This window comes from Blautia wexlerae DSM 19850 (genome assembly GCF_025148125.1).
GTDB lineage: Bacteria > Bacillota > Clostridia > Lachnospirales > Lachnospiraceae > Blautia_A > Blautia_A wexlerae.
Genome location: NZ_CP102267.1, coordinates 753188 through 780000 on the forward strand (window position 1 = coordinate 753188; position 26813 = coordinate 780000).

Genomic DNA, 26813 nt, shown 5'->3' on the forward strand with positions numbered 1-26813 from the left:
TCTGGTATTACTGGCGCTCTCGTTCTGAGAGCGCCTTTATTGATGTAATATATTCTGTGGGTGTCATTCCGGAAATTTTTTTAAACTGTCTGGAAAAGTAATGGATGGAAGAGTATCCCAGAAATTCCGAAATCTGTGTAAAGTTCATCTGGTTCTCGCGGATCAGTTGTCTGGCATAGGCGATCTTTAACCGGGAAAAGAAATCCATGGCGCCGCACTGATGTTGTTCCTGAAATATTTTCTGAAGCTGGGAGCGTCCGATCATATTGTCATGACACAGATCGCAGAGTGTAATATTTTCCCGGATGTGGTCTTCCATATAAGCAATGACACGCTTATAGACAGCGGAATTATTTTTCAGATTCACAAATTGGCTGACAGGTACAGTCATGGGAGGAGAAGAATTTCTCCGGATCATGTAGATCAGCATCTGCTCAAGGTAAATGCGGATAAGTTGCTGAGAACCAAACAAAAAATCTTCTTTCTTTTCCATCTTTTCTGTATAAGGATCATCCAGAGGGGTTTTGATACAGCGGCGTGCCTCGGCAATCAGCATTCCCATGAGATTTCTCTCAGAATCAGAAAGTTTCAGCAATTTTTTCTCAAAGAATTTCATACATGGAGAATCGCATTCAAAAGAAACTACCACAATATTAGGTGCGGTATTTCCTATGGCAATAAGGTTATGAAATTCATTTGGTCTGTGAAAGATGAGCTGTCCGCTTGTCAGATGGTAGATACCGTTATCTGTCTCTATTTCTGCCTTTCCCTTATCTACACATTGAAATTCCCAGAAATTATGGCGTTCTCCTGCAAAGTGAAAATCACTTTTGTATTCAAAATAGTGGATTGTATAAATCCGGTCAATATGAATATCTTCTTCCAGATACATACTCTCAAAAGCCATTACTGCCACCTCCCTCAGCCTGTCCGAAAACTGCAATATGGTTGTTGTGTACAAGTATACAACAAAAACAGATGAAAAACCAGTTAAAAATGAATTTTTGTACAAAAGAAATGGACGTTTGTGCAAATACTATTTGTGCAAAAATGATAAAATAAGAACTACCAAAAGAAATAATTGTTGAAATTCAACAAAAGAGCGAAAAGAGAGAAAAAGAAGACAAAATGTCAAAACTGACCAAGGAGGAAAAAAGGTTATGGGTATGAAGAAAAAGATGCTTAGTGCAACATTATGTGCGGTTATGGTTGGTTCACTTGCAGCACCGGCTTTCACTGTTCAGGCAGCAGATGATACATTAGTTTACTGGTCAATGTGGGAAGCTACAGAGCCACAGGGACAGGTGATTCAGGAAGCAGTTGACGCTTATACAGAACAGACAGGAGTTAAGGTAGACCTTCAGTTTAAGGGACGTACCGGAAACCGTGAAGCACTTCAGCCTGCACTGGACGGCGGCACACAGATTGATATTTTTGACGAAGATATCGACCGTGTAAACGGAATGTACGGTAAATATCTTCTGGATCTGGAAGACCTTGCGAAAGAGAATGACTATGAAGCAACTGCAAATGCAGGTCTGATGGCAGCATGCCGTGATGCCGGCGGCGGTACATTAAAAACAATTCCATATCAGCCAAACGTATTTGCTTTCTTCTATAACAAAGATCTGTTTGAGCAGGCAGGAATCACAGAAGAACCGAAGACATGGGATGAATTCAAAGATGTATGCCAGAAATTAAAAGATGCAGGAATCACACCAATGACTATGGATGATGCCTATGCAACATGTGTGATCGGATATCATCTTGCAAGACTGGTTGGCGAAGATAAAGTAAAAGAGATCGTAACTGAAGGTGAATGGGATGATCCTGCAGTTCTTCAGATGGCACAGGATATCGAAGAACTTGCATCTAACGGATATTATTCAGAGATGGTTGGTTCCAACGTATGGCCTGCAGGTCAGAACACAGAGCTTGCACTTGGAACAGCTGCAATGTATCTGAATGGCTCCTGGTTACCAAACGAAGTAAAAGAGATGGCAGGTCCTGACTTCCACTGGGGATGCTTCGCATATCCGGCACTTACAGACGGAGCAAACGGAATCGAAACAAACAACTTTGGTGCACAGGTATTTGGTATTAACAAAGATACAAAACTTGCAAAAGAAGCATTTGATCTGATCACATTCCTTACAAAAGGTGAATACGACCAGAAACTTGCAGATGAAACTGTAGGTATCCCGGCTGATACAACAAACACAGAATGGCCGGCAATGGTTGAGTGTGCAAAACCTGTTATTGAGCAGAGCACAAACCGTTTCACATGGGCATGCGGTGTAGAATCCAACGTAGATATGACTCCGGTTATCAAAGAAAACTTTATCAAATTAATGGCAGGTTCCATTACAGCAGATGAATTTGTTTCCACTATGCAGGATGCAGCGAAATAAATAAAGAATTTATAGAGATGGTGGCATCGTATCTACGCTGCCGCCATCTGTCTTTTTGAATATCCGGGTTTCAAAGGCAAAAAGTCGTTCGTGCTTGCGCGATAAGACTTTTAGACTTGGAAACCGCCAGACATGAGGAAGTAGCGATTTACGAAGTAAATCAGCGGATTCCGAATGGCTGGAGGATTGCGGGAGCGAAGCGTAGCAATCCGTAGATATGGTATAACTTACAAAGGAGGTATTTATTTGAAGAAGAATAAAACGATGATCGTTGTATTTCTGACTCCGGCAGTTCTGCTGTTTCTGGGAATCTTTCTTTATCCGATCATCAGAACAGTGATCATGAGCTTTTTCAAGATCGACGGAGTTACAGATTCCATGGATTTATGGAAATTTGTAGGATTTGGCAACTATACAAAGCTGATGAGTACCAGCTTATTTAAGACTTCATTTTTTAACCTGTTTCGTATCTGGCTGATCGGCGGTCTGGTGGTAATGAGCCTGTCTCTTTTATTTGCAGTTATTCTTACCAGTGGAATCAGAGGAAAGAAATTTTTCCGCGCGATCATTTATATGCCAAATATTGTCAGTGCGGTAGCGCTTGCTACTATGTGGCTGCAGTATGTATACAGTCCAAGATATGGCTTGTTGAAAGATCTTTTTACAGCACTGCATCTGGACAATCTGGCAAAGATCCAGTTCCTGGATAATGACCACAAATTCTGGGCACTGTTGTTTGCATATTGTTTTGGAATGGTTGGATACCATATGCTGATCTGGCTCAGCGGTATTGAGCGTATCAGCCCTGAATATTATGAGGCGGCAACCATTGACGGAGCGACCAAACCGGCACAGTTCCGTTACATGACACTTCCATTGTTAAAGGGAGTATTTAAGACAAATATTACCATGTGGTCTGTAAGCAGTGTAGGCTTTTTTGTATGGTCACAGCTTTTCTCCACAGTAACTGCAGACACACAGACAATTACCCCTTATGTTTATATGTATATGCAGATTTTTGGCGGCGGTAATACAGTTACAGAACGAAATGCAGGTCTGGGAGCTGCCATCGGTGTACTGCTCAGTGTCTGCGTAGTCATTGTATTTACAATCTGTAACAGAGTGATCAAAGATGATGATCTGGAATTCTAAGGAGGGATGAGAAATGGCAAAAGAAAAAGAGGCACGCAGACCCTTTAATCTGAAAAGAGAAGTCAAACTCCTGCCGGGATACATCATCCTGCTGCTCTGGGTAATCTTTACCATTGCGCTTCTGGGATGGGTATTCGGGGCAAGTTTTTCAACAACAGCAGAAATCTTCCAGGGAAAAGCCCTGAAGTTTGAGTCCGGATTACATTTTGAAAATTATGCAAAAGCATGGAACGGAGCCGGAGTTGCAGGCTTCTTCGGAAACTCTCTGATCTATTCAGTAATTTCCTGCACAATACTGATTCTGGTGTGTGCACCTGCAGCTTATGTACTGTCCAGATTTGATTTTATTGCAAACAAATTTATCCAGACCAGCTTCGTATCTGCCATGGGTGTTCCGGCAATCATGGTTGTTCTTCCCCTTTTCAGCATTATTTCCGGTATGGGAATCCTGAATAATGTGGCTGCAGGAAGAACTGTACTGATCATATTGTATGTAGGAATTAATGTACCTTATACGACCATTTTCCTGCTTACATTTTTCAGCAATATTTCCAGGACCTATGAGGAAGCGGCAGCAATCGACGGATGCCCTCCCATGCGTACTTTCTGGAAAATCATGTTTCCCATGGCGCAGTCAGGAATCGTAACAGTAACAATCTTTAACTTTATTAATATCTGGAACGAGTATTTCCTGTCCTTGATCTTCGCAAGCTCGGATAAGCTGAAACCTGTTGCACCCGGACTTTATGGAATGATCAACTCCATGAAATATACAGGGGACTGGGCCGGAATGTTTGCAGCAGTGATCATTGTATTCCTGCCGACATTTATTCTGTATATTTTCCTGTCTGAGAAGATCATCGGTGGTGTTACCGGTGGCATTAAGGGATAATATTAGAGGACAGCAGGACAATAACAATTGTTTGCGATGTTACTGTTCACACACCACTATCCCGCGAGGTGTTTTGGCATGAATATGCCAAAATCCCGAGACATACAAGCCAAAATTCCATTGCCGCAGGCAATCTGGAATGAATTTTGGCTACGTTACTGTGAACGGAGTGAACAGTAACGTTTGCGATTGTGAAAGGTATTATGTAACACGTTTTGACCTCGAAATCATAGTATGATAAGATGAATGTAAAAAGTTACCAGGTAATCTGAGAGTAACGAAAAACATTTAAAGAAAAGAGGAAAAAATTATGAAGAAACCAGTATTAGTAGTTATGGCAGCAGGTATGGGAAGCCGTTACGGCGGTCTGAAACAGATCGATCCGGTGGATAAAGAGGGACACATCATCATGGATTTCTCCATTTATGATGCAGTACAGGCCGGATTCCAAAAAGTAGTATTTATTATCAAAAAAGAAAATGAAGCAGACTTCAGAAGCGCCATCGGTGACCGACTCAGCAATCAGCTGGAAGTATCATATGTTTTCCAGGATCTTCACAATATTCCGGAAGGCTATGAAGTACCGGAAGGACGTGTGAAACCATGGGGAACCGGACATGCCGTATTAAGCTGTATCAATGAAATCGACGGACCATTCGTTGTAATCAATGCAGATGACTATTATGGAAGCCATGCATTTAAGATGGCATATGATTTCCTGACAGAGAACGAAGATACCGCGGATATTTACAGATATATGATGGTCGGCTATAAACTGGAAAATACTTTGACAGAGAATGGCCATGTGGCAAGAGGTGTGTGCGTGACAGACGAAGAAGGACATCTTCTTAAGATCAACGAGCGTACCCATATCGAAAAGCATGACGGCGGCACAGCTTATACAGAAGACGATGGAAAAACATGGACCATGCTTCCGGAAGGCAGTACAGTATCCATGAATATGTGGGGATTTTCAGCAAGCATTCTGAAAGAGCTGAAAGACAGATTCCCTAAATTCCTGGATGAGAATCTGAAAGTAAACCCGCTGAAATGCGAATATTTCCTGCCATTTGTAGTAGATGAACTTCTCGGTGAGAAGAGAGCAACTGTAAAAGTTCTGAAATCTATGGATAAATGGTATGGTGTAACCTACAAAGAAGATAAACCTGTGGTAGTAGCTGCCATTCAGAATTTAAAAGATGGAGGGCTGTATCCACAGAAATTATGGGAGGAATAATTGAGTGGAAATTAACCGGGAAATAAAGAATATCACCAGTGCATTTGTTCTGGAAGATAATCTGACAGAATGTATTCCTTATGGAAGCGGACATATCAATGACACTTACCGCCTGACTTATGATACAGGCAAACATTATATTCTTCAGAAAATGAACAGGAGTATTTTTACCAAACCTGTGGAACTGATGGAGAATGTCAGCGGTGTTACTGCCTGGCTGAAGAAAAAGATCCAGGAAAACGGTGGAGATGTGGAGAGAGAGACTCTGAATCTTGTGATGACAAAGGATGGACTTCCTTATTATGTAGATGAGGACGGAGAATACTGGAGAGTATATTTATTCATTGAAAATGCCACATGCTATGATATGGTAAAAGATGAGGAAGATTTTTACCAGAGTGCAGTTGCTTTCGGGCATTTCCAGAGGCTGCTTGCAGACTATCCGGCAGAAACGCTTCATGAGACCATCGTAAATTTTCATAATACGGTGGACAGGCTGGATAAGTTTAAAACTGCTGTGGAAAAAGATATATGTCACAGAGCAGCAGATGTGGAAAAAGAGATTCAGTTTGTTCTGGACCGCACAGAACTGGCACATGTTCTGTGCGATATGCAGGATCAGGGAAAGCTGCCGTTGCGTGTTACACATAATGATACCAAGCTGAATAACATTATGATTGATAATGCAACGGGAAAAGCCATCTGTGTGATTGACCTTGATACCGTAATGCCGGGACTTTCCGTAAATGATTTCGGCGATTCTATCCGTTTTGGCGCAAGTACCGGAGCAGAGGATGAGAAAGATCTGACGAAGGTGTCCTGTGATCTTCATCTGTATGAAGTTTATGTCAAAGGCTTCATTGAAGGCTGTGGCGGTGCGCTGACTGAGACAGAACTGGATATGCTTCCCATGGGAGCAATCCTTATGACCTTTGAATGTGGAATGCGTTTCCTCACAGACTATCTGGAGGGAGATCATTATTTCAAGATTCACAGAGAGGGACATAATCTGGATCGCTGCAGAACACAGTTTAAACTGGTGAAAGACATGGAAGAAAAACTTTCCCGGATGAAAGAGATTGTAAATAAGTATAAACAGGTATAAAAAAATGTACATGTCCATAAAGACTTGTGTTTATGAACTGATTCGGATAGAATTATCCTGCGGGGATATGAGAGAAATCATATTTTCGCAGGATTTTCTACAATACATGATGTGCCAGTACAGCGAAAATTAAGTTTCTGCTATATTGACGCAGGATGATTTCTTCAGCTGCAAGGCGGAGGAATGAGGCGTAGCGGTGGCTACGGCGATTGACGACAACGCCGCAGATGAAAAATCAGACAAGTCAATATAGCAGTTACTTAATTTTCGCTGTACTATGCAACGGTATTTTACAGTTCTGAATATAGGGTGCTGTAAAATACAGAGGTAAATTTTGCAGATGTGAAACAGGATATCCGCAGAATTTTATAGATTACACTCAGAATTATCAAGGATATTTCTGATGCTGTGAACTAATATAGGTATTGTTGAAAGAGAAAAAAACAGAAATTGCAAAAACAGGTATTGTAGCAGGAAGACAGGTTAGGAGGAATTATTATGGCAATTTTAGTTACAGGTGGAGCAGGCTATATTGGAAGCCATACAGTTGTAGAATTGCAGAATGCAGGATATGATGTTGTAGTTCTGGATAACTTAAGCAATGCAAGTGAGAAATCTCTGGAAAGAGTTTCCAAGATCACAGGCAAACCAGTGAAATTCTACAAAGCAGACATCCTGGACCGCGATGCTTTAAATGAAATTTTTGATAAAGAAGATATTGATTCCTGTATTCATTTCGCAGGTCTGAAAGCAGTTGGAGAATCCGTTGCCAAACCCTGGGAATATTACGAAAATAACATTGCAGGAACCTTAACACTGGTAGATGTCATGAGAAAACATAATGTAAAGAACATTATCTTCTCCTCATCTGCAACTGTATACGGAGACCCGGCAATCATCCCGATCACAGAAGAGTGCCCGAAAGGACAGTGCACAAATCCATATGGATGGACAAAATCCATGCTTGAGCAGATCCTGACAGACATTCAGAAAGCAGATTCGGAATGGAACGTAGTTCTTCTCCGTTACTTTAACCCGATCGGTGCTCACAAGAGCGGAACTATCGGAGAGAATCCAAACGGAATCCCGAACAACCTGATGCCATATATCACACAGGTTGCAGTAGGTAAACTGAAAGAACTTGGGGTATTCGGAAATGATTATGATACTCCGGACGGAACTGGTGTGAGAGATTACATTCACGTAGTTGACCTTGCAAAAGGACATGTAAAAGCTCTTAAGAAAATCGAAGATAATTCCGGATTAAGTATCTACAACCTTGGTACAGGAAAAGGCTACAGTGTTCTTGATATTGTGAAGAATTTTGAAGCTGCTACAGGTGTTAAAATTCCATATGTGATCAAGCCACGTCGTCCAGGCGATATCGCAACCTGCTATTCCGATGCTTCCAAAGCAGAGAGAGAACTGGGATGGAAAGCCGAAAACGGTATTAAAGAAATGTGCGCAGACTCCTGGAGATGGCAGTCCAATAACCCGAATGGTTATGAAGAATAATTAATTAAATCAACTGAATGCAGGTGCATTTAGCAACTTACCTGTGGAAAATCAATATCCCCCACACATGGAAGGAATGTTCATGCGTGGGGGATGTTTTTAAATTATAATCCTAGTTCTCTTTTCAGATTTTCAGCAGAGATGGATGGTTGATAATCAGGCTCGCCAGCTTCATATCGGCGTAGTGCTTCCAATTCTTCTGGGTCTGGTTCTATTTCTTCAACGTCGGACAAAATAAATGATGCCTGAATTAAGTTCCAGACTTTTTCAGCCTCTTCTTCGCTCATAATTGTAACTGCACCTATAATTCTTTCTTTTACATTAGACATGATACTCACACTCCTTTATATATTTGTCCGCGATTTCCCACATCTATGATATCAACAACAAATCCGTTGACATCGAATAGTACTCTGTAATTTCCAACACGAAGTCGATAGCCGGAGATACCTTGTAATTTTTTGATATTTCCCTCTAATGGTAATTTGCTGATAGCAGTAAATAGTCGATACTGTGTTGTTTTATCTTGCTTTCGTAAAAATTTTTCAGCCTTTTTAGAATATGTGATTTGAAACAAAGAAATGCTCCTTTTCCGGGGTTTCCGGGATATTTAGAATTTTTATCTTTGGTAGAAGCAGATATGTTTCGGCTTGTTCTTAATATAGCATATAAAAATATTGGAAGCAACTTTAATGTAGGATTGGCGATGTGATTTTTTTCAGCTATAATAGAAAAAGAAAGGAGAGGACGCATATGAAAGTAGCAGCAATTCAGATGCCTACAGTAAAAGATAAAATACAAAATATCCGTACTGCCGGCACTTATATAGAAAAAATAAAGGCAGAAAATCCGGACTTTGTAATTCTTCCGGAGATGTTCTGCTGTCCGTATCAGACCGAAAATTTTCCAGTTTATGCAGAAAAAGAAGGTGGTCCATCCTGGCAGGAAATGTCTGATTATGCCAGAAAGTATCATATTTATCTGATCGCAGGTTCCATGCCGGAAGCAGATGATGTGGGAAAGGTTTACAACACTTCTTATATTTTTGACAGAGATGGAAAACAGATTGGTAAGCACAGAAAAGCTCATCTCTTTGATATCAATGTAAAAAATGGCCAGTACTTCAAGGAATCCGATACTCTGACTTCGGGAGATCATGCCACAGTATTTGATACTGAATTTGGGAAAATGGGTGTCATGATCTGCTACGACATCCGCTTCCCGGAGTTTGTCCGCACAATGGCACTGGACGGTGCAAGGATGATTTTCGTCCCTGCAGCATTTAATATGACCACAGGTCCGGCACACTGGGAACTGACTTTTCGTGCAAGAGCCCTTGACAATCAGATATATATGCTTGGATGTGCTCCTGCCAGAGATACACAGGCAGGATATATTTCCTGGGGACATTCTATTGTAACAGATCCATGGGGAAAGGTTATGAAACAGTTGGATGAGAAAGAGGGCATTTTAATAGAAGAAATAGATTTGGACCGGGAAGACCAGATCAGAGAGCAGCTTCCATTATTAAAACACCGCAAATCTGAAATGTACCATTTATAGGAGAACACATTTTTTTCGCAGACTGACCATAGATCAAACATATTTATTAGATATAGTAATACCATTAACAAAAACAAAAGAAACAGAGAAAATTCAAAATAGAAAGAACAGAGAGGCATATGGAAATGACAGAAACAACAAAGAGAACAACAAAAGTATGGGCACACAGGGGTGCCAGCGGATACAGACCGGAGAACACTCTGGAAGCATTTGAACTTGCCATCAGACAGGGCGCAGACGGAATCGAACTGGATGTACATACTTCCGCAGACGGCGAACTCATCGTTATGCACGACGAAAACGTAGACCGCGTCACAGACGGAACCGGACTGATCAAAGATATGACACTGGCTCAATTGAAAGAATTAAAAGTCAGTACACCCGCAGAACCATCAGGAATTTATCACATTCCAACTCTGGCAGAAGTACTGGAGCTCATGCGCACCACAGATATGATGGTAAACATCGAACTAAAGAACAGCATCTGCTTCTATCCGGGAATGGAAGGGAAAATCCTGAAACTGGTAAAAGAAATGAACATGGAAGACCAGCTGATCTATTCCTCCTTTAACCATTACAGCCTGTTACAGTTAAAACAGCTGAATGACCATGTACAGACCGGAATCCTTTTCAGTGACGGATGGGTAAATCCAGCCATGTACGCCAAAAATCTCGGAATCAACGCCGTACATCCTGCAGTTTATCACCTGAAATACCCACAGTTCATAGAAGAAGTCAAACGTGCCGGACTGAAAATGCACGTATGGACTGCCAACAAACCAGAACACATCCAGCTGGTAAAAGACGCAGGTGCAGAAGCAGTCATTACCAATTATCCGGACAGAGCGATTGAGATTATAGAGAAATAAAAAATTCCTGCCTGTTCATATGAAACTGTCATATGTTCAGGCAGGATTCTTTCTTGTATCATTATATAGATATTGTGGATTTTCAGAGTTTTCTGCTGCTATTTGAAAACCATTTCAGAAATTATTTCTGCAGTTTCTTAGCATGCTCAGATTTCGGCTCACAGGTAAGTTCAACACCCAGCTTACGGAACTCCAGGATATCCACCTGAGACAGAAGTACGGAAGTATGAACCTGGCAGCCTTTTAATTTCGGAATCTGCTGCAGGGCTAGCTTCGCATCTTCATTATCTGCGGCACTGATGGAAAGCGCGATCAGAGTTTCATCAGAGTGAAGTCTTGGATTTTTGCTTCCAAGGTATTCTGTCTTGAGCGCCTGAATCGGTCTTAATGCTTCCGGAGAGATAACATGTTTGTCATGCTCAATTCCTGCCAGTTCTTTCAGTGCATTCAGAAGCAGTGCTGAAGATGCACCAAGAAGTTCAGAGGTCTTACCTGTAACAATACGTCCGTCAGGAAGTTCCATGGCAGCAGCAGGTGCACCTGTTTCTTCTTCACGTTTCAGCGCTGCAGGAACCACCTTGCGTTCTTCGATGGTCACATGAGCCTGTTTCAGCAGAAGCTCAATCTTATAAACTTCTTCTTCGCGGCCTGTTCCGCGAACCAGAGCTTCCATGCTCTTATAATATCTGCGGATGATCTCCTGACGTGCAGCTTCCTTGCAGACTTCATCATCAACGATGCAGTTACCGGCCATATTAACGCCCATATCTGTGGGAGATTTGTAAGGGCACTCGCCCATGATCTTTTCAAACATAGCCTGAAGAACAGGGAAAACTTCAACGTCACGGTTGTAGTTAATAGTAGTCTCACCATATGCTTCCAGATGGAACGGGTCGATCATGTTCACATCATTTAAGTCAGCAGTAGCTGCTTCATATGCCAGATTTACCGGATGCTTCAGCGGGATATTCCAGATTGGGAAAGTTTCAAATTTGGCATATCCTGCCTTGACACCGCGCTTGTATTCATGGTAAAGCTGAGAAAGGCAGGTGGCCATTTTTCCGCTTCCGGGTCCTGGAGCAGTGATGACAACCAGTGGTCTTGTTGTTTCGATATAATCGTTCTTGCCATATCCCTCATCACTTACAATAAAGGAAGTATTATTCGGATAACCCGGGATCAGATAAAGCACGTATACTTTGATTCCAAGCTTCTCCAGACGTTTCTTAAACGCATCTGCGCTTTCCTGTCCGGAATACTGGGTGATGCAGACACTTCCGACATAGAGTCCGCGCTCGGTAAATACTTCCATAAGGCGGAGTACATCTTCATCATAAGTGATACCAAGGTCACCTCTGACTTTATTTTTATCAATATCAGCGGCGCTGATTACAATAACGATCTCTGCCTGATCAGAAAGCTGCATCAGCATACGCAGTTTGCTGTCCGGCTCAAATCCCGGAAGAACTCTGGAAGCATGGTAGTCATCAAAAAGCTTGCCGCCAAATTCCAGATAAAGTTTGTTTCCAAACTGGTTAATACGTTCCCGAATATGTTCGGACTGCATTTTCAGATACTTGTCGTTGTCAAATCCTATCTTCATTTGTTCATTTCCTTTCCTCATCACATTTTTAGTACTGCTCATTTAGAATATCCCGGGACATACAGCGCAAATTTATGCGGTCAGCATAAATTCTGTGTATTGCGGAGTGCATTACCGGGAACGAAGTGAGCAGTAATCAGTTTGTCAATAGTATACTACAAATAAAGCCATTTGTAACAGGTGAATTTGTAAAACTTCATATAAATTTTATAGGGTTTATAGAAAGATATGCACAACCGGACACAATTTTCACAATCTCGCAGTTGATTTATACCCGAATTCTCTTTATAATAAGAACGATAACGTTTAGGAGGAATGAAATGGATAATCATATGGATAACAATCCGAATGGCAATCGTCCTGATAATAATAAAGGTCCGGGCAGACAGGACCCGAACAAGAATCATCAGTCGATACTGGCCTTTCTGGTATGCCTCCTGGTAACTCTGGTATGTTTCGCCATGTTTACCAATATGCTCAAGGATAATTCGAGTGAGATCACTTATGATAAATTTATTGAGATGGTAGATGATGGAGATGTGAAAGAGGTTACGCTTCAGTCAAATACACTGACGATCACGCCGAAACATCAGTCATCAGGATTTTCAGAAGAAGTTTATTATGCCAATCAGATGGAGTCAGTAGATAAGCTGACGGAGAGACTTGAGGGAACAGGAATCAAGTTTGAGTATAAGAAGCCGGATGCAGCAGGGGAAATTATTTCTATGCTGGTCAGTGTGCTTCTGCCAACGATTCTGCTCTTTGTACTTCTGACGGTATTTATGCGCCGCATGAATAAGGGCGGCGGAATGATGGGCGTTGGAAAGAGCCGCGCCAAAGCCTACATTCAGAAAGATACAGGAATTACTTTCAGAGATGTGGCAGGGCAGGATGAGGCCAAGGAATCACTGCAGGAGGTGGTGGATTTCCTGCATAATCCCGGCAAATATACCACCATCGGAGCGAAGCTGCCGAAAGGAGCTTTGCTTGTAGGACCTCCGGGAACCGGTAAAACACTTCTGGCAAAGGCAGTAGCAGGAGAGGCACATGTGCCGTTTTTCTCTCTGTCAGGTTCTGAGTTTGTGGAGATGTTTGTAGGTGTGGGTGCATCACGTGTCCGCGATCTCTTTGAGGAAGCAAAGAAGAATGCACCATGTATCATTTTTATTGATGAGATTGATGCAATCGGAAAGAGCCGAGATTCTCATTATGGCGGCGGCAATGATGAGCGTGAGCAGACCCTGAACCAGCTTCTTGCGGAAATGGACGGATTTGACACTTCAAAGGGACTTCTGATCCTGGCTGCTACCAACCGTCCGGAGGTTCTTGATCCGGCACTTCTTCGTCCGGGACGTTTTGACAGACGTGTCATTGTGGACAGACCGGATCTGAAGGGAAGAATCGAGATTCTGAAGGTTCATGCAAGAAATGTACATCTGGATGAGACTGTTGATTTTGAGAACATTGCACTTGCAACTTCCGGGGCAGTGGGTTCGGATCTGGCTAATATGATCAACGAGGCTGCTATCCTTGCTGTTAAGAGTGGACGCAGCGCAGTATCCCAGAAAGATCTTCTCGAAGCTGTTGAAGTAGTTCTGGTAGGTAAAGAGAAGAAGGACAGGATCCTCAGTGCACAGGAGCGCAGGATCGTATCCTATCATGAGGTAGGACATGCACTGGTAAGCGCCCTGCAGAAAGATGCAGAGCCTGTACAGAAGATTACTATTGTGCCGAGAACAATGGGGGCACTTGGTTATGTAATGCAGGTACCCGAGGAGGAGAAATATCTCAATACAAAGAAGGAACTGGAAGCAATGCTTGTGGGATATCTTGGCGGACGCGCAGCAGAGGAACTGGTATTTGACACTGTCACAACCGGGGCGGCCAATGATATTGAGCAGGCTACCAAGGTGGCAAGAGCCATGATCACACAGTACGGTATGTCCGACAAGTTCGGACTTATGGGTCTGACTACACAGGAGAATCAGTATCTCAGCGGAAGAGCAGTTTTAAACTGTGGCGATGATACTGCCACAGAGGTTGACCATGAGGTAATGATACTTCTGCATAATTCCTATGAGGAAGCCAAGAGACTGATCGGCAGCCACAGAGAAGCACTTGATAAGATTGCCGATTACCTGATCCGCAGGGAAACCATTACAGGTAAGGAATTTATGAAGATTTTCCATGCGGTAGAGCGTGGAATCGAGATTCCGGAAAATCTGGATGATCTGGTAATTCCGGAGGAAAAACAGAATACAGTAACGCTGGATAAGCCAGAGATTCAGTGATACAATAACAGAGTCGGAAACGAAATAATTTCCGGCTCTGTTTTCGTATCACAGGACATTACGCTGTAATATCTCATGGATACGAAAAGCATTCAGGGCAGGATTTTTTTGTATAGAGGAGAGTTTATGTTTCAGATAGAAGAAGAACTGAAAAAACTTCCGGGCAAGCCGGGGGTTTATATTATGCATGGGGAGAAGGACGAGATCATCTATGTTGGAAAAGCCGTCAGTCTGAAAAACAGGGTGCGTCAATATTTCCAGAGCAGCAGAAATAAGGGCGCAAAGATTGAACAGATGGTTACCCATATCACCAGATTTGAGTATATTATCACAGATTCGGAACTGGAAGCCCTTGTGCTGGAGTGTAATCTGATCAAGGAGCACAGACCGAAATATAATACCATGCTCAAAGATGATAAGAGTTATCCGTTTATCAAAGTCACAGTAAATGAGGAATATCCCAGAGTTCTTTTTGCCAGAAGAATGAAGAAAGACAAGGCGAAATATTTCGGACCATATACAAGTGCCGGGGCTGTAAAAGATGTGATCGAGCTTGTGCGAAAACTTTATAAGGTGCGCTCCTGTAATCGTGTACTGCCAAGAGATTGTGGGAAGGACCGTCCATGTCTGTACTATCACATGAAACAATGCAGCGCGCCATGCCAGGGCTATGTGAGTTCAGAAGAATATAAGAAAAATATCGCAGAACTGCTGAAATTTCTCAATGGAGACTTTAAGGATACGATTGATATGCTTACCGACAAAATGATGGCAGCTTCCGAAGAAATGCGTTTTGAGGATGCCATGGAATACCGGGATCTGATCCGTAGTATCCAGAAGATCGGAGAACGCCAGAAAATTACAGGTTACGGAGAGGAAGATAAGGATATCATCGCAGTTGCCATGGATGAAAGCCTTGATCTGCGGGAGCAGGATGCTGTTGTACAGGTATTCTTTGTCCGGGGAGGCAAACTGATCGGGCGGGAGCATTTCTATCTGCGTGTGGCGCGTGGCGATACAAAGGCTCAGGTATTATCCAGCTTTATGAAGCAATTTTATGCCGGAACTCCGTTTATCCCACGTGAGATCATGCTGCAAAAAGAAATCGAAGATGCCAGGATCATAGAGGAATGGCTTACAGATCGAAGAAAGCAGCGAGTCTATATCAGGGTACCGAAGAAAGGTACGAAAGAGAAGCTAGTAGAGCTGGCAGAAGAGAATGCAAAGATGGTTCTGGATAAAGACAGAGAGCGTATCAAACGTGAAGAAGGAAGAACCATCGGAGCAGTTCATGAAGTGGAAGAGTGGCTTGGACTGTCGGGAATCAGGCGTATGGAGGCTTATGATATCTCCAATATCAGTGGTTTTGAATCTGTAGGTTCCATGGTTGTCTATGAGAAAGGAAAGCCAAAGCGCAGTGATTACCGCAAATTTAAAATAAAGTGGGTGCAGGGACCGAACGATTATGCAAGCATGGAAGAAGTACTTACCAGACGATTTACTCATGAGGGAAAAGATGAGTTTGACAGCTTTTCTATTATGCCGGATCTGATCCTGATGGATGGTGGAAGAGGACAGGTGAATATTGCGTTAAAAGTCCTGGAAATTCTGGGAATAGAGATTCCTGTCTGTGGTATGGTCAAGGATGACCATCACAGAACCAGAGGACTGTATTACAATAATCTTGAAATTCCCATTGATACAGACAGTGAAGGCTTCCGTCTGATCACCAGAATCCAGGATGAGGCGCACCGTTTTGCCATTGAATTTCACCGATCTCTGAGAAGTAAAGATCAGGTACATTCTCTGTTGGATGATATCCCTGGTATCGGTGAAACCAGGCGGAAAGCATTGATGCGGAAATTTAAGTCTGTTGAGAATATCAGAGATGCATCACTGGAAGAACTTACAGAGACAGAAAGCATGAATGCAGGAAGTGCACAGAAAGTCTATGAATTTTTTCATGGAGCTAGTGTACCGACAAGTTGATTGTTTCAAGAATCAACTTGTCGGCACACTGGTGAGAAAAAAATATAAAATATGTAAAAATATTCCTGGGTTCTTCTACATATTACCCAAAGACTCTCGCTTTTTGTAATTGAAGTTGTATATAGTGATGTGATATAATAAAAAAGACGTGAAATTTACTATGAAAGTTTCGGACGACAGCTATAAATGAGTTATGTCTGTATGAGCAGGTTTTGAGATAGCGGACAGACCGGGCTTTCAGATTTTGAACTGAAAAGGAGAAATAAATGAAGGGTGTACAGTTGACAAAATTAGTTCAGGAACTGGGACTTCACAACCTGACTCCTGAAATTGATCTGTCTGAGATTGTGATCAAGACAGCGGAGATCAACAGACCGGCATTGCAGCTGACAGGATATCTGGAGCATTTTGCAAATGAACGGGTACAGATCATCGGATATGTAGAGTATACTTATCTGATGCAGCTCAGTGATGAGGAACGGAAATTTAAATATGAGAGATTTATTTCCAGCAAGATTCCCTGTGTAATTTTCAGTACAATGACAAGACCATCACAGGATATGATCGATCTGGCAGTTAAATATAATGTTCCGACTTTCGTGACAGAGCGTACAACTTCCAGTTTTATGGCTGAGATTATCCGCTGGCTGGGTGTACAGCTGGCACCATGTATTTCCATCCATGGTGTGCTTGTGGATGTATATGGTGAAGGTGTCCTGATCACAGGTGAGAGCGGAATTGGCAAGAGTGAGGCTGCGCTGGAACTGATCAAACGAGGACATCGTCTTGTCAGTGATGATGTTGTAGAACTTCGTAAAGTCAGCGATGTGACGCTGGTGGGTTCGGCACCGGATATCACAAGACATTTCATTGAACTTCGTGGTATTGGTATTATCGATGTCAAAACTCTGTTTGGTGTTGAGAGCGTTAAGGATACACAGTCTGTGGATTTGGTTATCAAACTGGAAGAGTGGGACAGAGACAAAGAATATGACCGTCTCGGCCTGCATGAGGAATATACAGAGTATCTTGGAAATAAGATTGTATGCCATTCTCTGCCTATCCGTCCGGGACGTAATCTGGCTATTATCGTTGAATCTGCGGCAGTTAACCACAGACAGAAGAAGATGGGATACAATGCAGCGGAAGAGCTGTACAAACGTGTTCAGGCAAACCTTGCAAAGAAACGTGAAGAAAAATAATTTAAAGTAATTTGGAGGATATCAGATATTATGGGAAAGTATTGTTTTGGAATTGACGTTGGTGGTACATCTGTAAAATGTGGACTCTTTCAGACAGACGGAGTCTTAGTTGAGAAATGGGAAATTCCTACACGTAAGGAGAACAGTGGAGAAGCAATCCTGCCGGATATTGCAAAGACAATCCTTGACAAGATCGCAGAGCGTAAGCTGGATAAAGAAGAAATCGACGGTGTGGGAATCGGGGTACCGGGACCTGTTAATGAGAGAGGGGAAGTGCCATGTGCGGTAAACCTTTTCTGGGGCTTTAAAGAAGTTACTAAGGAACTGACAGAACTGACAGGACTTCCGTCCAAAGCAGGAAACGATGCCAATGTAGCAGCACTTGGCGAAGCATGGAAAGGCGCAGCAGCAGGAGCTAAGAACGTTATTCTTGTAACTCTTGGAACAGGTGTCGGCGGTGGAATCATCGTTGATGGAAAGATTGTTGGCGGTGCTCATGGTGCAGGTGGAGAAATCGGTCATGCAGCAGTTGACCATGAAGAAAAGGAAGCCTGCAACTGTGGTAACTGTGGATGTCTGGAGCAGTATGCGTCTGCAACAGGTATCGTTCGCGTGGCACAGAGAACTCTGGCTGCTACAGATGAGCAGACTGTTCTTCGCAAATTTACGAAACTTTCAGCAAAGAATGTTCTGGATGCTTTTAAAGAGGGCGACAAAGTAGCCTGCGATGTTATGGCACAGGTAGGAGAAATGCTTGGCGGAACACTTGCCATGTTTGCATGTGTGACAGATCCGGAAGCCATCGTTATCGGCGGTGGTGTTTCCAAAGCCGGACAGCCATTGATCGACTGTATTCAGAAATACTATGAGAAATATGCTTTTACAGCATGCAAGAAAACACCGATCATTCTTGCAACTCTCGGAAATGATGCAGGTATTTACGGATCTGCGCGTATGGTTATTAAAGAAGTATAATATCTGAGAATCAATTTTGAAAGTATATAAAAAATCCACAGTCCTGAGTTGACAGGACTGTGGATTTTTTGCAGTACAGGAACATCATTCGGAGGTGCTCCTGTACCGGTATTTTTGCATTAATAATAGTCGACCTGATAAGAGGAATCATCCTCGTTACCGTCACCGTTGTCATCGCTTCCGCCGGTATTATCAGTACCATCGTCACCGCTGTTACCGTTGTCATCAGTATTGTTACTGTCACCACTGTTGTCGGTATCTCCATTATCAGAGTTTTCGCTGTTATCAGTGTCAGTGGTGTTGTCAGTCTGATCAGAGGAATCTGTATCATAATTATAGTCATAATCATCACTGTCATAGAAATGCTGGTTACAGTATTCAGTAGGCATGGTACCTATGTCAAAGTATTCAGTGATCACCGGACAGCCGGCTCTTGGAAGAAGTCCGGTTTCCTCGCAGACACTTAACTTTTCTACACTTGCAGGCTTCTCGAATTCTTTGGAAGGAAGTCCCTCATGGATACGAGTCATAACCTTTTTCCATAAAGCTTTGTGGAAGTTACGCGCATAATCAGGTAATTTCTCATTGTTGTCATAACCGGACCATACTGCGCATGTATAATATGGTGTATAACCCACAAACCACAAGTCGTTATAGGCTTCGGTTGTACCTGTTTTTCCGGCAACAGGCATATTGTCAAGCTGGCAGGCTGTACCTGTACCCTGTTTTACAACATCCTCCATTGCACTGGTGAGAAGAAAAGCAGTACTTTCTTTGATTACGGAACGTTCGGCAGCAGTATTCTCGATCAGGACGTTTCCGTTGTGATCCAGAATTTTTGTGTAATAAATTGGCTTGATATAATTTCCGCCATTTGCGATGGCTGCATAGGATGCACACAGTTCAACATTTGTGACACCGCGGGTGATGCCGCCAAGCGCAGTGGCAAGGTTTGCATCGCTCCATACATTACCATTGGCATCTTTGTCAGCCTCTGTTCCATGAGCAAGGGTTGTAAAACCAAAGTTGTCCAGATATTTCAATCCAAGCTCAGGAGTTACTTTTTCCAGACACTTGACGGCTACAACGTTAATGGAATTCTGGATTGCAGTACGGATCGTGGTTGTTCCGTTGTAAGAACGGGTTGCGTTGTTTACAGGGGAACCATCCGGATATTCATAAGGTTCGTCTTCAAATGTTGTTGCAAGAGACATGCCTTTTTCATTTAAAGCAGGTGCATAAGTGGACACGATCTTAAAGGTAGAACCAGGCTGTCTGGTAGTGTCCGTTGCCCGGTTCAGTGTAAGACTTGCCGTTTTCTCTCCACGACCACCGATCAGAGCTTTTACATAGCCGGTATGCTGGTCGATCACACTCATGGAAGACTGTGGCTGAGGTGCGAAATTGACACGCTCTGCAAGAACTTTACTTCCGTTGGCGAGTATGCTTGCCTTATATTTGTCTACATAAGTCTGTCCATCTTCCGGGGAATCAAACAGAAGATCGAAATCGGGATCCTCATTCTGAAAATAAAGCTGCAGCATTTCCTTACTGTAGTTTACCTGATTTCCATCAGGATCGGTAACCGTCAGGGCATAGTCAAGTTCATACTGGACAGTGTCCGGATAATTGGAAGGATCTGCATATTCCTCATCCAGGATATTCTGGATCTTGGAATCCTGTGTTGTATATACTTTAAGTCCGCCGCTGTAGAGAAGATTGGTTGCCTGTTTTTTGGTGTAACCTTTGATATTCATCAGGTCGTTGATGATCTGATCTGTCAGTTCATCTTCAAAATATGTGTAAACAGTATTCTCAGTGCTGGAGTTCTTTTCCTGAGCGGCCTGGATACGGGAATAAACATCATCTGCAAGAGCTTCATCATACTGATCCTGAGTAATATAGTTCTGATCCAGCATATGCTGGAGAACTTCCTTGCGTCTCTTCCTGTTGCTGTCAGGATTGATGATCGGGTTAAATTTCGTCGGGTTCTGTGTGATACCTGCCAGAGTTACACATTCAGAAAGATTCAGATCCCATACATCCTTGTCAAAATACTGTCGTGCGGCAGCCTGTACACCGTAGGAACCGGCACCCAGGTTAATTGTGTTCAGGTAATTCTCAAGAATGGTGTCTTTATCAGTTTTTTTCTCAACCTGGACAGCAAGGTACTGTTCCTGGATTTTTCGCGTAAATCTTTCCAGCTGAGTAGATTCACTGGTCCAGTTGGTAAATACGTTATTCTTAAGAAGCTGCTGTGTGATCGTACTGGCACCTTCTGAGAAATCTCCGGTAGTGAGAGCTTTCATTCCGGCACGAAGAATACCTTTTACGTCAATACCGTTATGTTCATAGAAACGTTCATCCTCAATTGCGACAACTGCATGCTGCAGATCAACAGGTATCTGATCGAGAGTGACAGGCAGTCGGTTGGAATCCGGAGCGGCCAGTTTACGGATCTGATTCCCTGCATCATCGTAGAGAAAGGTTGCATAGCCCAGTGGCATAATATCAATATCATCAACATCAGGAGCAGTATCAATTACACCCCTGAATGACCCCACACCCAGACAGGTTACTGCGATGCAGAGTGCTATCAGTGATACGAACAGGACTCTGATGAAAGAAACTCTGGCGCGCTTTCCCATCATGGAAGAACGGGAAATCAGTGCCGTCCGTTTCTTTGCAGTCGACTTTTTACCGTAGTTCATGTTAAACCTCCTTTATAATCCGTTCTATTATATCAAATAAGAATAAGTAAATAAAGCAGAAAAATAAAAATTCACAATTGCTTTTGGATCTTTTTAATGGTTATTGTGTTTTTTTACAGGATTAGTATACACTGTGCTGGCACATTTTTGTAATTCATGGTACACTGAGTCAATAAGAGAACGGAAAGAGGAGTATGAGACATGCTTGAGAAATATAAGACAGTTTACGAGGGCGGGGAAGGCGAGATCGTGGAAAAGAAATCCAGATTTATTGCTACAGTGCGTCCTGTAAAAACCGAAGAGGAGGCACTGGCCTTTATAGAGGAAATGAAGAAGAAATATTGGGATGCCAGACATAACTGCTATGTATATTCGGTGGGAAAGAACAGGGAATATACCAGATGCAGTGACGATGGTGAGCCGTCAGGCACTGCGGGAAGACCAATGCTGGATGTAATCCTGGGGGAAGATATTTATAATGTGGCAGCAGTAGTTACCAGATATTTTGGAGGGATACTTCTTGGAACAGGAGGTCTTGTCAGAGCATATTCCAGGAGTCTGCAGGAAGGTCTTGCCGCCAGCACAGTGATTGAGAAAACCTACGGAATTTCTATGGAAGTAGTTACGGATTATACCGGGATAGGCAAGATCCAGTATATTGCCGGAGAACAGAAATTACCGATCCTTGATTCTGAATACACTGACAGGGTAGTTCTGCATTTGCTGGTTCCGGCGGATCAGATTGCATTTGTAGAAAAAGCAATCACCGAGGGAACAAATGGAAGAGCGAAGATGAAGAAAGAGAAAGATCTTTACTATTCAGTGATTGACGGTGAAGTGAAAGTATTTACGGACTGATAAAATATGCCCCATGCAGCCTGAAAACTGCATGGGGCATAAACAGTCAGCGAATCAGCATTTCTCCGGTTCCGGATAATCAACACCGAAAGTTTCTACTGTCATGGATTTGATTTTCTGCTCGTCAAGCGGACGGTCGCTGTAATCGGTATCTTCTTCTGCAATACGGTTTACAACATCCATTCCTTCAGTGATCTTGCCGAATGCAGCATAAGCACCGTCAAGATGCGGAGCATCTTTGTGCATGATAAAGAACTGGCTTCCTGCTGAGTTTGGATGCATGGCGCGTGCCATGGAAAGAACACCTGCAGTATGTTTCAGATCATTTTTAAATCTGTTCTGAGTGAATTCACCCTTAATGCTGTATCCCGGACCGCCCATACCTGTTCCGTCCGGGCATCCTCCCTGGATCATGAAACCGTTGATCACACGATGGAAAATAAGTCCGTCATAGAAGCCTTTTTTTACAAGACTGATAAAGTTATTAACTGTATTCGGTGCAATCTCAGGATATAATTCTGCTTTCATCACATCGCCATTATCCATGGTAATTGTAACTATCGGATTTGCCATAGTTTCAAGTCTCCTTTTCAAAAAGTATTGTATTTCGCTGTTCGCTCTATTATAATATGCAAAGAACAATTCTGCAAGAAAAAGGTGGAAAAGATGATTATAGAGACAAAAACACCACAGGAAACATTTGAGGTGGGAAAGAAGATCGGAGAGAATGCGAAACCGGGTCAGATTTATACTCTGACAGGTGATCTTGGAGTTGGAAAAACCGTATTTACCCAGGGAGTTGCGGCAGGGCTTGGAATCACAGAGCCTATCTGCAGCCCGACATTCACGATCATTCAGGAATACGAAAGCGGACGTCTTCCTTTATATCATTTTGATGTTTACCGTATCGGTGACATTGAGGAAATGGAAGAAATCGGATATGACGATTATTTCTTCGGACAGGGAATCTGTCTGATCGAATGGGCTGATCTGATTGAAGAAATCCTTCCGGAAAAGCTGATCAAAGTAACCATAGAGAAAGATCTGGAGAAAGGCTTTGATTATAGAAGGATTACAGTGATTGGTCCGGAGAACAGTTAGGAGGTAGAAATGAAAATTTTAGCTTTGGACAGCTCAGGAATTGTTGCATCTGTAGCAGTTGTGGAAGATGATACATTACTGGCTGAGTATACTGTAAATTATAAGAAAACACATTCTCAGACTTTGCTTCCGATGTTAGATGAGATTGTGAAGATGACGGAACTGGAACTGGAATCCGTAGATGCTATTGCAGTGGCAGCGGGACCGGGATCCTTTACAGGACTCCGTATCGGCTCGGCAACAGCCAAAGGCCTGGGACTTGCCCTGAAGAAACCATTGGTAGCAGTACCGACAGTAGATGCACTGGCATATAATCTTTATGATGCACAGGGATTGATCTGTCCGATCATGGATGCCAGAAGAAAGCAGGTATATACAGGAATTTACAGATTTGAAGAGCATCAGCTTATGACTTTGAAAGAACAGTGGGCAGCACCGATCGAGGAACTGCTGGAAGAACTGAATCAGAGAGGAGAGATGGTTACATTTTTGGGAGACGGTGTACCTGTATTTCGTGAACTGATCGAAGAGAAACTGCAGGTTCCGTATTCTTTTGCACCGGCTCATGTAAATAAACAGAGAGCAGCGGCAGTGGCAGCTCTTGGCAGTATTTATTATAAAGAAGGACGCACAGAGACTGCTATGGAACATATCCCGGAATATCTCCGCGTTTCCCAGGCAGAGCGTGAGCGTGCAGAGAGAGAAAAAGAGCAGAAACCGGCAGGTACAAAAATATGATCCTGCGGGAAATGCTTGTGGATGACCTGGATCAGGTAATGGAGATTGAGCAGGATCTTTTTCATGTGCCATGGACAAAAGAAGGTTTTTTTACTTTTATGACCAGGGATGATGCCATGTTTCTGGTGGTGGAAGAGAAAGAAAAGATTCTGGGTTACTGCGGTCTTCTTATGGTTCTGGATGAGGGAGATATTACCAATGTGGCTGTGCGCAGGGACAGACAAAAAGAAGGAATTGGCGCTTTTCTGATGCAGAGTCTGATCCGCCTTGCAGCAGAGAGGGAGGTTACGACAATCCATCTGGAAGTACGTGTGGGAAATGAGACTGCAATCCGTCTCTATGAACGTATGGGATTTACCGGAGATGGAATACGTAAGGCATATTACAGTGATCCTGTGGAGGATGCGCTGCTTATGACCAGACATCCCGAATGAAAAAGAAATGAAAGCAGAAAAAATCAGCAGCCGGACCATACACCTTTTAAGGGAATTGCCGGAAGCTGGAAAATAGAGGGAATATATGTTAGATGTATGTTTAGTTGGAACCGGTGGAATGATGCCTCTGCCTCGCAGATGGTTGACTGCGCTTATGACAAGATATAACGGGAGCAGTCTGCTCATTGACTGTGGTGAAGGTACTCAGGTAGCAATTAAGGAGAAGGGATGGAGCTTTAAACCTATTGATGTGATTTGTTTTACTCATTATCATGGAGATCATATCAGTGGGCTTCCGGGACTTCTTCTTACTATGGGAAATGCAGACCGCACAGAACCATTGACTCTGGTAGGTCCCAAAGGTCTGGAGAGAGTGGTCAATGCACTTCGCGTCATTGCACCGGAGCTTCCGTTTGAAATTAAATTTATTGAGATTACACAGCCGGAGCAGGTCATTGAATTAAATGGCTATCGTATTACGGCTTTTAAAGTGAACCATAATGTACTCTGTTATGGCTATACCCTTGAGATTCTCCGCCAGGGAAAATTCTCGGCTGAGAGAGCGAAAGAGCAGGATATTCCACTGAAATACTGGAATCCGCTCCAGAAAGGGCAGACTATCGAAGCAGACGGTATTACCTATACACCGGAGATGGTACTTGGACCTGCGAGAAAAGGAATCAGGCTTACTTATACAACAGATACCAGACCAACAGAATCTATCCTGCGAAATGCAAAGGAATCGGATCTGTTTATCTGTGAAGGAATGTACGGAGAAGATGATAAAGCAGACAAAGCACGCGGATACAAGCATATGACTTTCCGCGAGGCGGCGGTTTTGGCCCGTGATGCCCGGGTAAAGGAGATGTGGCTGACACATTACAGTCCGTCTCTGGTCAGACCGGATGAGTTTATGGATAAAGTTCGTGAAATTTTTCCAAATGCATATCCGGGAAAAGACGGAAAGAGTCTGGAATTGAATTTTGAGGAATAATATGTCACTGAAACTGATTATGAACAAGTAGTAAAACGGATGACTTATCCGTCGGATATATGAGGAACAGAAAATGAAAGATACATTAATTCTTGCAATTGAGAGTTCCTGTGATGAGACTGCAGCTTCTGTTGTCAAAAACGGAAGAACTATTCTGTCAAATGTGATCTCTTCACAGATCGCTCTTCATACTTTATACGGTGGGGTAGTTCCGGAAATTGCTTCCCGTAAACATATTGAAAAGATTAACCAGGTAATTGAACAGGCACTGGCAGATGCAGATGTAACTCTTGATGATCTGGATGCAATTGGTGTCACTTATGGTCCGGGACTTGTAGGTGCACTTCTTGTGGGCGTTGCTGAGGCGAAGGCAATTGCTTATGCAAAGAAGCTTCCACTGGTAGGGGTCCACCATATTGAGGGCCATGTGTCAGCAAATTATATTGAACATCCGGATCTTGAACCTCCATTTTTATGTCTGATCGTGTCAGGAGGACATACACACCTTGTGATCGTTAAGGATTATGGAGAATTTGAAATCCTGGGACGTACCCGTGATGATGCTGCAGGCGAAGCTTTTGACAAAGTTGCAAGAGCTATCGGACTGGGATATCCGGGAGGACCAAAGGTAGACAAGCTCTCTAAAGAGGGAAATCCCAATGCAATTGAGTTTCCAAAAGCTAAAATTGGAGATTGTCCGTACGATTTCAGCTTCAGTGGTGTAAAATCAGCAGTGTTGAATTATATTAATCATGCGCAGATGACCGGAGAAGAGATAAACAGAGCAGATCTGGCAGCATCTTTCCAGAAAGCGGTAGTTGATGTGCTGGTGGAGCATACAATGCTTGCAGCCAAAGATTATGGGATGACTAAGATTGCAATTGCAGGCGGAGTGGCTTCGAATGGAACGTTAAGAGCGGCAATGGAAGAAGCATGTAAGAAAAATAATTACAGTTTTTATCGGCCGTCACCGATCTTCTGTACAGACAATGCAGCAATGATCGGAGTAGCTGCTTATTATGAATATATTAAAGGTACACGTCATGGCTGGGATCTGAATGCTGTGCCGAATCTTAAACTGGGAGAGCGTTGAGATGTCAGAAAGAAATACGGCCATTGTTCTGGCAGCAGGGCAGGGAAAAAGAATGCACAGTAAAGTACAGAAGCAGTTCC

25 protein-coding genes (1 of these 25 cut by a window edge) are annotated in these 26813 nt (G+C 42.9%); 19 read left to right on the top strand and 6 right to left on the bottom strand.

Going from position 1 to position 26813, the window contains the following annotated elements; genetic code table 11:
• Positions 1-7: 7 nt before the first annotated feature.
• Positions 8-907: a helix-turn-helix domain-containing protein gene (locus tag NQ550_RS03450; protein ID WP_020993456.1), complete on the bottom strand. Its 900-nt coding sequence runs from the start codon at positions 905-907 to the stop codon at positions 8-10.
• 259 nt (positions 908-1166) lie between these two features.
• Here NQ550_RS03450 and NQ550_RS03455 point away from each other — a divergent pair, with 259 nt between their 5' ends.
• The 6 genes from NQ550_RS03455 to galE all read left to right on the top strand — a co-directional run bounded on the left by NQ550_RS03455 (position 1167) and on the right by galE (position 8312).
• Positions 1167-2411 carry an ABC transporter substrate-binding protein gene (locus tag NQ550_RS03455; RefSeq protein ID WP_025580678.1) on the top strand — a complete coding sequence of 415 codons (1245 nt, stop codon included), beginning with the start codon at positions 1167-1169 and terminating at the stop codon, positions 2409-2411.
• A gap of 246 nt (positions 2412-2657) precedes the next feature.
• Entirely contained in the window at positions 2658-3563 is a 906-nt protein-coding gene (locus tag NQ550_RS03460; protein WP_025580677.1) for a carbohydrate ABC transporter permease, read from the top strand.
• A 13-nt stretch (positions 3564-3576) separates the two neighbouring features.
• Entirely contained in the window at positions 3577-4455 is an 879-nt protein-coding gene (locus tag NQ550_RS03465; protein WP_025580675.1) for a carbohydrate ABC transporter permease, read from the top strand.
• Positions 4456-4765: 310 nt separating this feature from the next.
• Positions 4766-5692 carry a nucleotidyltransferase family protein gene (locus NQ550_RS03470; protein WP_025580182.1) on the top strand — a complete coding sequence of 309 codons (927 nt, stop codon included), beginning with the start codon at positions 4766-4768 and terminating at the stop codon, positions 5690-5692.
• Positions 5693-5696: 4 nt separating this feature from the next.
• Positions 5697-6797 carry a phosphotransferase enzyme family protein gene (locus NQ550_RS03475; protein WP_025580180.1) on the top strand — a complete coding sequence of 367 codons (1101 nt, stop codon included), beginning with the start codon at positions 5697-5699 and terminating at the stop codon, positions 6795-6797.
• Between the two features lie 498 nt (positions 6798-7295).
• Positions 7296-8312: a UDP-glucose 4-epimerase GalE gene (gene galE / locus NQ550_RS03480; RefSeq protein WP_025580178.1), complete on the top strand. Its 1017-nt coding sequence runs from the start codon at positions 7296-7298 to the stop codon at positions 8310-8312.
• Positions 8313-8416: 104 nt separating this feature from the next.
• Here galE and NQ550_RS03485 read toward each other — a convergent pair whose 3' ends face one another.
• A complete protein-coding gene (locus NQ550_RS03485; protein WP_025580177.1) occupies positions 8417-8641 on the bottom strand; it encodes a hypothetical protein in 225 nt (74 codons plus the stop codon).
• Between the two features lie 5 nt (positions 8642-8646).
• Positions 8647-8889, bottom strand: a complete 243-nt coding sequence (locus NQ550_RS03490; protein ID WP_025580176.1) for a type II toxin-antitoxin system RelE family toxin — start codon at positions 8887-8889, stop codon at positions 8647-8649.
• 176 nt (positions 8890-9065) lie between these two features.
• On the opposite strand from NQ550_RS03490, the gene NQ550_RS03495 reads away from it, so the two are divergent.
• Entirely contained in the window at positions 9066-9875 is an 810-nt protein-coding gene (locus tag NQ550_RS03495) for a carbon-nitrogen hydrolase family protein (protein WP_025580174.1), read from the top strand.
• A 119-nt stretch (positions 9876-9994) separates the two neighbouring features.
• The gene (locus tag NQ550_RS03500) at positions 9995-10744 is read left to right on the top strand and encodes a glycerophosphodiester phosphodiesterase (RefSeq protein WP_081703284.1); all 750 of its coding nucleotides are present in this window, start codon (positions 9995-9997) and stop codon (positions 10742-10744) included.
• Positions 10745-10865: 121 nt separating this feature from the next.
• Here the strand turns inward: NQ550_RS03500 and NQ550_RS03505 are convergent, their stop codons facing one another.
• Positions 10866-12347: a DUF1846 domain-containing protein gene (locus NQ550_RS03505; RefSeq protein WP_025580172.1), complete on the bottom strand. Its 1482-nt coding sequence runs from the start codon at positions 12345-12347 to the stop codon at positions 10866-10868.
• A 320-nt stretch (positions 12348-12667) separates the two neighbouring features.
• On the opposite strand from NQ550_RS03505, the gene ftsH reads away from it, so the two are divergent.
• The 4 genes from ftsH (at position 12668) to NQ550_RS03525 (ending at position 18804) form a co-directional block, all read left to right on the top strand.
• Positions 12668-14638: an ATP-dependent zinc metalloprotease FtsH gene (ftsH, locus tag NQ550_RS03510; protein ID WP_025580171.1), complete on the top strand. Its 1971-nt coding sequence runs from the start codon at positions 12668-12670 to the stop codon at positions 14636-14638.
• Positions 14639-14764: 126 nt separating this feature from the next.
• On the top strand, positions 14765-16627 hold the full coding sequence (gene uvrC / locus NQ550_RS03515) for an excinuclease ABC subunit UvrC (protein WP_025580170.1): 1863 nt from the start codon (positions 14765-14767) through the stop codon (positions 16625-16627).
• A gap of 266 nt (positions 16628-16893) precedes the next feature.
• The gene (gene hprK / locus NQ550_RS03520; RefSeq protein WP_008705888.1) at positions 16894-17829 is read left to right on the top strand and encodes an HPr(Ser) kinase/phosphatase; all 936 of its coding nucleotides are present in this window, start codon (positions 16894-16896) and stop codon (positions 17827-17829) included.
• A 30-nt stretch (positions 17830-17859) separates the two neighbouring features.
• A complete protein-coding gene (locus NQ550_RS03525; RefSeq protein ID WP_022379920.1) occupies positions 17860-18804 on the top strand; it encodes an ROK family glucokinase in 945 nt (314 codons plus the stop codon).
• Between the two features lie 119 nt (positions 18805-18923).
• On the opposite strand, the gene NQ550_RS03530 is transcribed toward NQ550_RS03525, so the two are convergent.
• Positions 18924-21515, bottom strand: a complete 2592-nt coding sequence (locus tag NQ550_RS03530; protein ID WP_025580168.1) for a transglycosylase domain-containing protein — start codon at positions 21513-21515, stop codon at positions 18924-18926.
• A 201-nt stretch (positions 21516-21716) separates the two neighbouring features.
• On the opposite strand from NQ550_RS03530, the gene NQ550_RS03535 reads away from it, so the two are divergent.
• The gene (locus tag NQ550_RS03535) at positions 21717-22373 is read left to right on the top strand and encodes a YigZ family protein (protein ID WP_025580167.1); all 657 of its coding nucleotides are present in this window, start codon (positions 21717-21719) and stop codon (positions 22371-22373) included.
• Between the two features lie 54 nt (positions 22374-22427).
• Here the strand turns inward: NQ550_RS03535 and NQ550_RS03540 are convergent, their stop codons facing one another.
• On the bottom strand, positions 22428-22946 hold the full coding sequence (locus NQ550_RS03540) for a peptidylprolyl isomerase (RefSeq protein WP_020993454.1): 519 nt from the start codon (positions 22944-22946) through the stop codon (positions 22428-22430).
• Between the two features lie 93 nt (positions 22947-23039).
• On the opposite strand from NQ550_RS03540, the gene tsaE reads away from it, so the two are divergent.
• The 6 genes from tsaE to ispD form a co-directional block, all read left to right on the top strand.
• Complete coding sequence (tsaE, locus tag NQ550_RS03545; protein ID WP_008705880.1) at positions 23040-23474, top strand: tRNA (adenosine(37)-N6)-threonylcarbamoyltransferase complex ATPase subunit type 1 TsaE; 435 nt, start codon at positions 23040-23042, stop codon at positions 23472-23474.
• 9 nt (positions 23475-23483) lie between these two features.
• On the top strand, positions 23484-24212 hold the full coding sequence (gene tsaB, locus NQ550_RS03550; protein WP_025580164.1) for a tRNA (adenosine(37)-N6)-threonylcarbamoyltransferase complex dimerization subunit type 1 TsaB: 729 nt from the start codon (positions 23484-23486) through the stop codon (positions 24210-24212).
• Positions 24209-24646: a ribosomal protein S18-alanine N-acetyltransferase gene (gene rimI, locus NQ550_RS03555; protein ID WP_025580163.1), complete on the top strand. Its 438-nt coding sequence runs from the start codon at positions 24209-24211 to the stop codon at positions 24644-24646. The genes tsaB and rimI overlap by 4 nt, the downstream gene beginning before the upstream one ends.
• Before the next feature lie 85 nt (positions 24647-24731).
• Positions 24732-25640 carry a ribonuclease Z gene (locus NQ550_RS03560; RefSeq protein ID WP_008705877.1) on the top strand — a complete coding sequence of 303 codons (909 nt, stop codon included), beginning with the start codon at positions 24732-24734 and terminating at the stop codon, positions 25638-25640.
• A gap of 73 nt (positions 25641-25713) precedes the next feature.
• A complete protein-coding gene (gene tsaD / locus NQ550_RS03565; RefSeq protein WP_008705876.1) occupies positions 25714-26733 on the top strand; it encodes a tRNA (adenosine(37)-N6)-threonylcarbamoyltransferase complex transferase subunit TsaD in 1020 nt (339 codons plus the stop codon).
• A 1-nt stretch (position 26734) separates the two neighbouring features.
• Positions 26735-26813, top strand: the start of a protein-coding gene (gene ispD / locus NQ550_RS03570) for a 2-C-methyl-D-erythritol 4-phosphate cytidylyltransferase (protein WP_008705875.1). It continues 614 nt past the right edge of the window; the window shows 79 of its 693 coding nt (coding positions 1-79); its start codon is at positions 26735-26737; its stop codon lies off the right edge, out of view.